Consider the following 10694-nt stretch of genomic DNA (forward strand, 5'->3'; position numbering starts at 1 on the left):
CGCGCTTTCACTTTCAACGCCAGTTTAGCGCGTATTGTGGCATCTCGGTGTGGCGTTATATCCAGTGGATGAGGCTCAAACGCGCCTCGTACCGCCTGGCGTATAACCCGCTGGAGCCGGTGATTGACATCGCGCTGGACGCCGGTTTTCAAAACCCGGAGTCCTTCAGCCGCGCCTTCAAACAGGCGTTCAGCCAAACGCCAAGCCAGTTTCGCAAACGGCCGGCCTGGATCGATTGGCAGCAGCGCTTTCCCGAGCCGAAACACAAAAGGAAACAACCCATGAAAGTAGACATTGTCGACTTCCCGGCCACGCCGGTGGCGATGATCGAACATCGCGGCCCGTCCGCGCTGGTCAACGAAACCGCCGCACGCTTTATCGAGTGGCGCAAAACCAGTGGCCTGTCGCCGGTCAGAAGCAGCCGCACTTACGGTATCGCACCGCACGATCCGGCCACCACCGAAGCGCAGGACTTCCGCTTCTTCATTTGCGGCGAGGTCACTGCGCCGATCCCGGAGGACAACGCCTTCGGCGTGGTGAACGGCACGCTGCCGGCCGGGCGCTGTGCGGTGCTGCGCTATCTCGGATCGCTGGATGGGCTCTCGGAAAGCGCCCGCTATCTTTACAGCGAGTGGTTGCCGGCCAGCGGCGAGGAGCTGCGCGATTTTCCGCTCTATTTCCACTACCACAACTTCGTGCACGAGGTGGCGGAATATGAACTGGTGACCGATCTTTATCTGCCGCTGAAATAGCTGACATCCGGCTCCGCAAGGAGCCGGATTGACGTTAACAGGACGGCGACGATCCCTGCGGCGGCAGATAGCGCTGCGGATCGAGCGCGGTGGCGCGATAGCGGATCTGGAAATGCAGGAACACCGAATCGGTGCCGGTGCTGCCCATAGTGCCAATCTTCTGCCCCGCTTTCACATCCTGGCCGTTGCGCACCAATGTAGTGTCGTTGTGCGCGTAGGCGGTAATAAAGTCTTCGCCGTGCTTAATCATGATCAGGTTGCCGTAGCCACGCAGTTGGTTGCCGACGTACACCACTTTGCCCTTGGCGGAAGCATAGATCGGCTGGCCGCGTTTACCGGCGATGTCGATGCCCTTGTTGCCGCCATCGGCATTGGAGTACGCCTGCGCGATCCGGCCGCTGGCCGGCCAGCGCCAACAGCGGGCGGCGCCCGGCGGCGGCGTTTGCTTGGCGATCGCGGAGGAAGACGTTTTACGGCGCGTGGCGGCGGTTTTGGTCGGCGCGCTGCCGCTCAGCCGCAGCTTTTGCCCCACTTCCAGGCTATAAGGCGGGCGTATCTTGTTGATTCTGGCCAGATCGCTGACTTCGCTGTCGGTGATCCAGGCGATGTAGTACAGCGTATCGCCCCGTTTGACGGTGTAGGACTTGCCGGTGTAGCTGCCCTTCGGCAGTTTGTCGTAGTCGCGGTTGTAGGTATTTTTACCCGAACACCCGGCCAACAATAGCCCCAATGTCAGACACACCGCGATGCGGCGCCACCTCGCCAGCTTGCTTCCTGTGCTCAAATCCTGTCCCCAATCGTCTTTTCGGTTCTGATACGCCTCAGCCGCACAGTGTAACATTTGCGCCGGGTCAGTCAAAAAGCGGGAAAGAGGCAACTATCGGAAAACAGCGGGCACGGAGGCCGCTGCGGCGCGATCGGCGGGAGGAAAATGGCGCCATAAGGCGCCAAACCATGCAGCGATGTCGGGATTACTGTTTACCTGAGGTCAGCAAACTGAAGCTGGTCATCAGATTGCGATAGTCAGGAATATGTTGAGAGAACAGGTTCCCCAACCCTTCGATATCATTTCGCCAATCGCGGTGCAATTCGCACGCCGCGCCAAACCAACTCATCAGCTGCGCGCCGGCCTGGGACATGCGATCCCAAGCCGCATCGCGCGTAATCGCATTGAACGTACCGGATGCGTCGGTGATGACGAAAACCTCATACCCCTCTTCCAGCGCAGAGAGCGCAGGAAACGCCACGCAAACCTCGGTCACCACGCCGGCGATGATCAGTTGTTTCTTGCCCGTGGCCTTTACCGCCTTGACGAAATCTTCATTATCCCAGGCATTGATATTGCCGGGACGAGCAATATAGGGGGCGTCAGGGAAAGTTTGCTTTAGCTCTGGCACCAAAGGGCCGTTCGGCCCGTTTTCAAAACTCGTGGTCAGTATCGTCGGTAAATTGAAGTATTTAGCCAGATCGGCCAGCGCCAAAACATTATTTTTGAATTTATCCGGATCCTGATCTCTAACCAGGGACAGTAGCCCCGTCTGATGATCGACTAATAAAACGGCGGCCTGTGTCTTATCTAATCGGTTATATTTAAAAGTCATTCCCTTCTCCTTTATCATCAAAATCATCAAATTCCGATCGCCCCATGCATTCCAAGCATGTAGCATGCTTTCAAACGCTCCGACATCAGGCTAGCAATGAACCAGCCGGGTAAATAGCACGATTATTGGGAATGAGTGTTTCACCACTGGGAAGGTTAATTTTATATGATAGATTTCAATGAGATGGTTATGTTTGCCAGAGTAGTTGAATGCGGTGGATTTCTTTCCGCCAGTAAGAAATTTGGTATACCCAAATCGACGCTATCAAGACGAATATCCAATTTGGAAAAAAGGCTTAATGTCAGGCTTATTCAGCGCTCAACGCGAAACCTCATGGTCACCGATATAGGAAAAGAATATTTTCAGTACTGTCTGCAGATGATTAGCACCGCAGAGAAAGCGGAATGCCTTATTATTAATAAAAGCGAAAAACCCACTGGAAAAATAAAACTGACCTGCTCAAACATTCTCCTGGATCTTGGCCTAACGGAAGTGCTGGCGAGATTCATGCTGCAATATCCCAAGGTCAATTTGCATGTAAAAATATTTAATCGCAACGTGGATATTATTTCTGAAGGGTATGACCTCTCATTAAAACTCATCGCCGATGAGCCCAAAAACAGCAATTTGGTGATGCGTCGAATTTGCGCTGTGCCCACCGCATTTATGGTCTCCCCCTCTGCAGCTATTCAGTACCAAAGTATAAATGCGCCCGAAGATCTCTCCAGTTTGCCAACGGTCGGGTGGTTATCGACCCATCTTCAGGCCGCCTGGACGTTTCAACAAGCCGATCGCGAAGTCAAAATAAACAACGAGTCGCGCATGGTGTGCGATGACATTCGCCTGATCAAGGAATCGATCGTAAAAGGCGTCGGCGTTGGCTGCCTGCCGCTGAAATTAGCCCGCCAGGAACTGCTCGACGGCAGCCTGAAAACGCTGCTCGACGACTGGACATTGGAACAACACAAGATTGTCGCGTTTTACCCTTCCAGACAAGGACTCCCCCCTTCGGTAAGGGCGCTGATTGATTTCATCGTTGATGAACTGGCCGAATAACACGCCGCTTCCAAGCATAAACGCCACGCCGGATTTACCGCAGCGATTAAAAAGTGACTACTATAATAGAGCGCTCGGAAAAATAGAGTGCCCCCGAGGATCGCAACAAAGAGAATGGAGCTGTAACATGCTAAACCTTGATCGCAATAATCTGCCCCTCCTGAGCGAAGAACTGCTCAAAAAGCAACGCACCACCCTGCTGATCATCGCCTTCCTGCTGCTGGCGGGCGGCATACTGTGCCTGGTCAACCCTTTCGCCTCCGGCGCGGCGCTGAGCATCGTGGTCGGCGTCCTGCTGCTGTTGAGCGGCGCCGGGCTGATTATCGCCATGATCGCCAACCGGGCGCAGAATACCTGGCCGATGATCGGCGGCATTCTGCTGGGCGTGGCTTACCTGATTATCGGCTATGTGTTCATCACCAGCCCGCTGGCGGGCATTCTGGCGCTGGCGGTGTACCTTGCCGTGCTGTTCGCGCTCGGCGGCATCGCGCGCCTGGCGGCCGGCTATATGCGCCGCGGATTGCCGGGCAACTGGCTGCAGTTCGTTATCGGCGTGCTCGATTTGATCATCGCCTGGATGCTGATCGGTTCAGGCCCGGCGGCGTCGGTCACGCTGGTGACGGCGATCGTCGGCATCGAAATGCTGGTCAGCTCCTTTGCGCTGTTCCAGGCGGCGAATCTGTTTAAACGCGCCTGACTCTACCGGCCCGCCATCGCGGGCCTCATCGATTTCGTCGCTTCCAGACACAACAAGGCGATACCCCCTCGGCTTGTCCGTGGTTATCTTCATCGGTAAGTGCCAATATAGGCGCAGACAAGGGAGCTGAAACCGATGACAACCCATTCCAACCCGTTGAACTCGCGGGAAGTCTGCCTGCAATTACGCCATTTCAATCAGGTAATCGGGCAACAATGCCGCAATATGGCGCGCCAAAATACCACCTGCCCGTGCTGCCTGACGGACATCGCCACCGGTTGCGATGCCGGTATCAAACTGTGCGGCCAGCAGTTGGCCAAACCCAACCCGCAAACCCCGTTATTCCGGCAGATTCGCAACTTGCTGCTCGATCTGCGCGCAGAAGCGATAGGGGTTCACAGAATAGACGTCCTGAACCGCACCAATAACGAAATATCCTGGCTGTTGCGCGAGCTGTATTTCGAGACGTTCTGACCCCGCATGTTGTCGGGGCCGCTAAAGCGAAAACCGAAAGCGAGATACAGGCTTTTGGCGACGCGATTATGTTCATCAATCATTAACGTCACCGGCTCCACGCCATACAGCCTGAACTCCGCGAGCAGTCAGCGGGAGGAGCCCGTTTAAAAGCGGCTCTGGCAAAGGAAACGTCCACCGGCGCGGGGCTAACCGGCGGCAGCGGTTTTCGGCAACACGAAGTCAACTCGCCGATTCTTGGCCCGGCCCGTCGGCGTGTCGTTGGAAGCCACCGGTTCAGCCTCCCCTTTTCCCCGTTCACTCAGACGAGATTTTTCTACCCCATGTGCGATCAGCCAAACAGCCACCGCACGTGCGCGTCGCAGCGACAGATCCCGATTATATTTATCGCTGCCCACCGCATCGGTATGCCCCTCGATCACCACGTTCCCTACCGGTTCGGCCGCGATAAATTGCGCCACCTGTTGCAGCGCAGGCTCCGCTTTAGCAGCAATCGCATCGCTGTCGAAGGCGAACAGCACATCGCTGCGCATCGATAACGTTACGGCATTTTTGCTGTCTCTGACGGAAATGTCGGCGGATTGTTTAGCCAAATCCGCTGCCTTACTCTGCAGATCAAGGACGCCGGCATTCAGCCCCGAAGGCAAACCAACCAAATCCAGCCGGGTGGCCTTAAGATCGAGTATCACCGGTTTCCCTACGGATGCCGGCTCTCCGCTGTCAGCCCATGAACCCAATGACACCAACCCAAAGGCTAACATCCCCCCCACACAGGCGGCTTTCCTGAGGCCGTTCATCGCTCAACGATCCGTAATGGCTATCGGCCCGAGCGGCTCGACATTGGCGATCGTCAGGTACACCTCTTTCACATCAGGTGGAGGCGCAGGGAAGCTGCCAAACCAGGTGGCGACATAGGGAATGCCTGAACTTGAGCTGAATGACACGCTGGGAGAGGCCAGTGGGACATTATTGCTATCGGTAAGCAGCAGGTATTTTTTATTACCCACCAGAATATAGAAGGATTTCTCAAGACTGCTTTTATCCAGACTGCTATACAAGCCTTGTCCATTAAGGTTGTCTTTCAACCCTTTGAAACGCACTTTGATGGTCAGGATTTCACCGTGGCGCACGGCCTCGGTCACTTGCGCTTCGGCTACGCCGCTGCTGACGATCCCGGTAGCCAACGGTGTCACGGGGGGATCTTCCGCGAAGGCCATGCCGGGGAACATTATCGACGCAAACAGGCAGGAAATGACGAATTTTCTGACATGCTGCATGATCGGAGTCCTTATTCAGGGGGAATTGAAGATTGTTCTTTCAACAACCAGGCAATGCCACTGCGGTCACTCTGTCCCGGAATTATAGTAAAGCACCTCATATTCATGAGAGTTATCCCTGAAAGCGTAACCTTGGTCACGTTATGCTTGCGCATGAATTTTCCCCCGTTAGCGCTTATTTTGCTGAATGACGGCTTCATACCAGCATTCTCTTCCGCTCATCCTCTCTGCTGTTCACCCCACTTTACGACCGCCGTCACACCTCGCCACCGCTAAATTGCGTTGGTTATAGAGTCGTCTACAATTCAATCGAATTACCCCCTACAACATCAGAAATTATTATTATTAGAGGTGATTATGTTACAGAAACACGAAAACGTAATAAGTATGACTGTACTAAGCCCGCAAGCCACCCAACAGCTGATGCCATCGTTCTCCTCCTTGCCCCACACGCAACACGCCGACGGCAAATATCGCCTGCGCCGTTATTCGGTCGTTAAATACCTCAACCCCAACGTCGCCGAAGTAGGGCCGCGCACTTTCATGCAGTCGGATCAGATCAACCACTTCCAGGGCAATGTGGTGCGCCGCTTCGAACCTATCGACAGCGCCGTGTTGCAGAGCGCCGGCATGGCGGAGATGTGCAACCTGTTTGCAGAGAGCAACGACCTGCCGGAAGGCGCCGAGATAGAGATCCACCAGATGCGCGTGGTCGCTATCGAGAAAGACACCCAGGTGGCGCCGGAAGGCATACACCAGGACGGTTTCGACCATATCGCGATGATCGCCATTCACCGGCACAACATCGTCGGCGGTGAAATCATGCTGTATGACGACAGCCGCCACGATCCTTTCTTTAAAAAAGCGCTGGCGGACGGTGAAGCCGTGCTGCTGGCGGACAGCAAACTGTGGCACAACGCCACGCCGATCAACGCCGTGAGCCCGGAAGAAGAAGGTCATTTGGATCTCTTTGTCCTCACCGCGCGGGGGGAGAAAGCATGACCTTTACCCCCGAGCTCGCCCGCGCCCAGTTCAGCGCCCTGTCACAGCAGATCGACGGCAAACCGGCGATCTTTTTCGACGGCCCCGGCGGTGCGCAAGTTTCACGGGGCGTGCTGGAAAAAATGACCGACTACCTGGGAAGGTACAACGCCAACCTGGGCGGCCACTATTTCTCGAGCCGGGTCACCGGCGAGGTGATGGGCCAGGCGCGGGAATCGGTGCGCGCCTTGTTAAATGCGCCGTCGCCCGACAACATCGTCTTCGGCATGAACATGACCACGCTGACTTTTCATCTCAGCCGCATCATCAGCCGCGACTGGCAGGCCGGCGATGAAGTCATCGTCACCGCGCTGGATCACTACGCCAACGTCTCCAGCTGGCAACAGGCCGCCGCCGACAAAGGGGCCGCGGTGCATCAGATACCGCTGGAGAGCGCCGACTGCGCATTGGATGCCGCGAAAGTGTGTGAGCGCATCAACGCCAACACCCGTCTGGTGGCGGTCAGCTACGCCTCCAACGTCACCGGCGGCATCGTCGATATCAAAACCATCGTTGAAGCCGCGCATCGGGTCGGCGCGCAGGTGTATGTCGACGCCGTTCATTACGCGCCGCATAACCTGATCGACGTGCAGGCGCTGGGCTGTGACTTCCTGGTGTGCTCCGCCTACAAGTTCTTCGGCCCGCACGTCGGCATGGCCTACATCGCGCCGCAGTGGCTGCAGCGCCTGCGGCCGTACAAAGTCGAGCCGGCCACCGACGTCGGCCCCGGCCGTTTCGAGACCGGCACGCAAAGCTTCGAGGCGCTGGCCGGCGTCGCGGCCGCTATCGAGTATCTGGCGCAGTGGGGCGCGCCCGGAGCGCCGTTAAGGCAGCGCTTGCAGGAGAGCTTCGCCGCCTACCACCGGCATGAAGAGGCGTTGTGCAGCCACTTCCTGCAGCGGCTGCAACAACTCGACGGCGTGCGGCTCTACGGCAATCCCCAGGCGGACAGCGCGCGCCGCACGCCAACCTTCGCCCTGACCTTCAGCGGCCATACGCCTGACGCGATCGCCCGCCGCCTGGGGCAGCACAACATCTGCGCCGGCAGCGGGCATTTCTATGCGTTGGGCTTGGTGCAACAACTGGGGCTGCAGGACGGCGGCGTGCTGCGCATCGGCATGATGCACTACAACACTCAGGGCGAGATCGATACGCTGTTCAACGTGATCGCCGAAGATATTCTCAGTTAACCCGGCCATATCGACCCGTTCATCTTATTGGGCGGGCCGAATAAGGTATCAAACTGCCCGTCTTTTCTTCCACCGCGTCCACGGCACGCAGATGCGTGCCTTTCTTTCCCCGCGTTACGAAATGCGGAGATAACGGACATATAATGCCGGAACGGGAAAAGAGGCCGGGATCGGCGCATCGTGCGGTTGTCACCGGATACAGCGGAGGCAGCGCATTGCGCGCATTCTCTTTTGGCTCAGCAGTGGGCATAATGACAAACACGGTCTGGGTCAGATGAGTATGAATGGTGAAGTCGCAGCGAATTACGTTAAATGACATTGCTGTACTGGCTGGTGTCACCAAAATGACGGTCAGTCGCTATCTGCGCACGCCGGACAGGGTTAAACCGGAAACGGCTGCGCGCATCGCCGCCGTGATCGAGGAAGTCGGCTATCAGGCCGATCCCGACAATCCCGCCCTCTATTCCAATAGCCCTCCCCTCATCGGCGTTCTGGTTCCTTCTTTTAACAATCTGATATTTGCTGATGTCCTCGCCGGCATTGAATCCGTGACGTCTATACAGGGTTATCAGACGCTGGTCGTCAATTATGACTACAACAGCAAACGCGAAGAGGAGCAAATTGCCGCGATCCTGGCTTTTAAGATTAAAGGGCTGCTGCTGACCGAGTCGGTCCATAGCCTGCGGGCGGAAAAACTCCTGAAGGCGGCAAAAATACCCGTTGCTGAAATCATGGGGCTGTCAGGCAATGCAGATCGAATTAACGTGGGTTTTGATAATGTGAAAGCCGGCTACGATATGACCACCATGTTGCTGGCCAGCGGTAAAAAACGCATTATCTATTTTGGTTCAATGTCTGATATCCGCGATGAACAGCGTTACACGGGATACTGTCAGGCAATGGCTAACCATGATTTGCCTACCGGTCGCATTTCCCCCAATAAGATCTCTTCCATTTCGATTGGGACAGGCATGATGACGCTTGCGAGCCAAATGTATCCGGATATGGACGGTATTCTCTGTACCAACGACGATCTGGCCGTGGGCGTGTTACAGGAATGCCTGGCAAACGGTATCGGCGTTCCAGCGCAAATTGCCATTGCCGGATTTCACGGTCTTGAGATCGGGCAGATCATTACCCCCCGGTTAGCCAGCGTACTGACGCCACGGTATGAGATGGGGAAAGTGGCGACAGAAATCATAATAAAAAAAATTAAAGGGCTGCCGACCATTGAACATGTCGATCTCCACTTCCGCCTGTCAATGGGGGAGACAATATAGCTTTCCCCACCAGTGACTTCATCACTGGCCATAGCGGCCCGCGTCGTCAGAAGAACATCACTCGCTATCCCGGCCAGAAATTCGGCCAGATGGCGTCACCCACCTGACCGAATGCCCCCTCAACGTGCCTTGCGGCGCCGGAGCCAGAATAGGATCAGCAGAATAATGACGACCGCCGTGGTGGCCATGCCAGGCAGAATCATCGGCTGTGCGCGCGCCAACAGCGGTTTCGGGCCCCCGGCGCGCACCTCACTCACGTCGGCCTCGCTCACGCTCAGCGTGCTGTTGCCGTATTTCTGCAGCACGAAGTTAGCGATATCGGCAACCTGCTTATCCGTCAGTTCTCCGACATAGGAACCGGCGCCAAAGCTCGGCATCAGGACGTGCTTACCGTCAACCCGGCGATCAACCCCCTGCAAAATGGCGGCAATCAGGTTTGACGGGTTGTTCGCGGCCGTGGTGGAGTTGTTGAATAGCGAAGGGTAAGCCTGGTTCAAACTGCCGCTGCCGTCCGGCTGATGGCAACTGGCGCAGTAGCCGCTGTAGAGCGCCTCGCCGCTATTGAGCGTGTGGTTGGCGTTGGGCGAATTCATGCCGCGGAGATGGTGCTCAACGTTGTAGTGCGCCTGACTGAGACCATTGTCCTGGCGCCCCTCGCCCTGTGACGGCACGGTCTTCAGGTAAGTTGCAATCGCCTGCAGCTGCCGGTCGGTCAGGTATTGGAAGCTGTGCTCAACGGCTTCAGCCATTGGCCCCGCAGCTTGTGCGCGCCCTTCCGCCCGACCGGTTTTCAGATAGTTCACTAACTCCTGCTCGCTCCAGTCGCCGATCCCTTCCTGGCGATCGGCGGTGATATTCGGCGCGTACCAAGAACCCAACGATGCCCCCATCAGGAAGCGCGAATTGTCTTCCGCCATCAGCACATTACGCGGCGTATGACAGGTTCCGCAGTGAGCCGGCCCCTGCACCAGCGCGGCCCCCTCGTTCCACGCCTCACCTTTCGTCACATCCGGGGTGAAACGCCGATTATCCAAATAAAGCCTGTTCCACACCGCCATGGAGAGGCGGATGTTGAATGGAAACGGCAGATCGGTTTGGCGCTTGGCTGGCTCATCGACCGGGGCAACGCCATGCATGAAATAGGTATACAACGCGTGGATCTCGTCATCACTCAGACGGGTGTAGGCGGTGTAGGGCATTGCCGGATAGAGATACGTCCCATCTTGCCGGATCCCCGAGCGCAGAACGTCGGCAAACGCCGCTTCAGAATAGCCGCCGATGCCGTATTTTACCGATGGGGTTATATTGGTGGCGTAGATAGTGCCC

At 56.5% G+C, this 10694-nt stretch carries 12 protein-coding genes; 7 read left to right on the plus strand and 5 right to left on the minus strand.

Translation table 11 applies throughout. The annotated features are described in order from the left end of the window. The coding region (locus tag ADK28_RS14265) for an AraC family transcriptional regulator (protein WP_048795936.1) at window positions 1–752 on the plus strand (752 nt) is incomplete at its 5' end. Between the two features lie 34 nt (window positions 753–786). Here the strand turns inward: ADK28_RS14265 and actS are convergent. Further along, the gene (actS, locus tag ADK28_RS14270) at window positions 787–1536 is read right to left on the minus strand and encodes an amidase activator ActS (RefSeq protein WP_028127683.1); all 750 of its coding nucleotides are present in this window, start codon (window positions 1534–1536) and stop codon (window positions 787–789) included. Window positions 1537–1723: 187 nt separating this feature from the next. Further along, on the minus strand, window positions 1724–2353 hold the full coding sequence (ycaC, locus tag ADK28_RS14275; protein WP_016929953.1) for an isochorismate family cysteine hydrolase YcaC: 630 nt from the start codon (window positions 2351–2353) through the stop codon (window positions 1724–1726). A 189-nt stretch (window positions 2354–2542) separates the two neighbouring features. Here ycaC and ADK28_RS14280 point away from each other — a divergent pair, with 189 nt between their 5' ends. The 3 genes from ADK28_RS14280 to ADK28_RS14290 all read left to right on the plus strand — a co-directional run bounded on the left by ADK28_RS14280 (window position 2543) and on the right by ADK28_RS14290 (window position 4580). After that, on the plus strand, window positions 2543–3409 hold the full coding sequence (locus ADK28_RS14280) for a LysR substrate-binding domain-containing protein (protein WP_161802714.1): 867 nt from the start codon (window positions 2543–2545) through the stop codon (window positions 3407–3409). A gap of 127 nt (window positions 3410–3536) precedes the next feature. Beyond that, the gene (locus ADK28_RS14285; RefSeq protein WP_004931723.1) at window positions 3537–4106 is read left to right on the plus strand and encodes an HdeD family acid-resistance protein; all 570 of its coding nucleotides are present in this window, start codon (window positions 3537–3539) and stop codon (window positions 4104–4106) included. 135 nt (window positions 4107–4241) lie between these two features. Further along, a complete protein-coding gene (locus ADK28_RS14290) occupies window positions 4242–4580 on the plus strand; it encodes a hypothetical protein (protein ID WP_015378954.1) in 339 nt (112 codons plus the stop codon). Between the two features lie 188 nt (window positions 4581–4768). On the opposite strand, the gene ADK28_RS14295 is transcribed toward ADK28_RS14290, so the two are convergent. Together ADK28_RS14295 and ADK28_RS14300 are read right to left on the minus strand one after the other, a co-directional pair. Continuing rightward, window positions 4769–5377: an OmpA family protein gene (locus tag ADK28_RS14295; protein WP_016929955.1), complete on the minus strand. Its 609-nt coding sequence runs from the start codon at window positions 5375–5377 to the stop codon at window positions 4769–4771. Between the two features lie 3 nt (window positions 5378–5380). Continuing rightward, window positions 5381–5857, minus strand: coding sequence for a hypothetical protein (locus ADK28_RS14300; protein WP_004931717.1), 477 nt, complete (start codon window positions 5855–5857; stop codon window positions 5381–5383). Between the two features lie 387 nt (window positions 5858–6244). Here ADK28_RS14300 and ADK28_RS14305 point away from each other — a divergent pair, with 387 nt between their 5' ends. The 3 genes from ADK28_RS14305 (at window position 6245) to ADK28_RS14315 (ending at window position 9368) form a co-directional block, all read left to right on the plus strand. Beyond that, complete coding sequence (locus ADK28_RS14305) at window positions 6245–6859, plus strand: 2OG-Fe dioxygenase family protein (RefSeq protein ID WP_004931716.1); 615 nt, start codon at window positions 6245–6247, stop codon at window positions 6857–6859. Then, complete coding sequence (locus ADK28_RS14310) at window positions 6856–8088, plus strand: cysteine desulfurase-like protein (RefSeq protein WP_048795932.1); 1233 nt, start codon at window positions 6856–6858, stop codon at window positions 8086–8088. Before ADK28_RS14305 ends, ADK28_RS14310 begins: the two co-directional genes overlap by 4 nt. 287 nt (window positions 8089–8375) lie before the next feature. Beyond that, window positions 8376–9368 (plus strand): LacI family DNA-binding transcriptional regulator, encoded by a 993-nt coding sequence (locus tag ADK28_RS14315; RefSeq protein ID WP_004931713.1) that lies wholly within the window; start codon window positions 8376–8378, stop codon window positions 9366–9368. A 119-nt stretch (window positions 9369–9487) separates the two neighbouring features. Here the strand turns inward: ADK28_RS14315 and ADK28_RS14320 are convergent. After that, window positions 9488–10694 (minus strand): c-type cytochrome (locus ADK28_RS14320; RefSeq protein ID WP_048795934.1); only part of this gene is annotated, 1207 nt, incomplete at its 5' end.

The sequence above is a fragment of the Serratia sp. 506_PEND genome (assembly GCF_001076875.1).
Lineage (GTDB): Bacteria > Pseudomonadota > Gammaproteobacteria > Enterobacterales > Enterobacteriaceae > Serratia > Serratia marcescens.

Coding starts and splice junctions, on each gene's coding strand:
- ycaC (WP_016929953.1), bottom strand. CDS start 2,353: ATGACTTTTAAATATAACCGATTAGATAAGACACAGGCCGCCGTTTTA.
- ADK28_RS14280 (WP_161802714.1), top strand. CDS start 2,543: ATGTTTGCCAGAGTAGTTGAATGCGGTGGATTTCTTTCCGCCAGTAAG.
- ADK28_RS14285 (WP_004931723.1), top strand. CDS start 3,537: ATGCTAAACCTTGATCGCAATAATCTGCCCCTCCTGAGCGAAGAACTG.
- ADK28_RS14290 (WP_015378954.1), top strand. CDS start 4,242: ATGACAACCCATTCCAACCCGTTGAACTCGCGGGAAGTCTGCCTGCAA.
- ADK28_RS14295 (WP_016929955.1), bottom strand. CDS start 5,377: ATGAACGGCCTCAGGAAAGCCGCCTGTGTGGGGGGGATGTTAGCCTTT.
- ADK28_RS14300 (WP_004931717.1), bottom strand. CDS start 5,857: ATGCAGCATGTCAGAAAATTCGTCATTTCCTGCCTGTTTGCGTCGATA.
- ADK28_RS14305 (WP_004931716.1), top strand. CDS start 6,245: ATGACTGTACTAAGCCCGCAAGCCACCCAACAGCTGATGCCATCGTTC.
- ADK28_RS14310 (WP_048795932.1), top strand. CDS start 6,856: ATGACCTTTACCCCCGAGCTCGCCCGCGCCCAGTTCAGCGCCCTGTCA.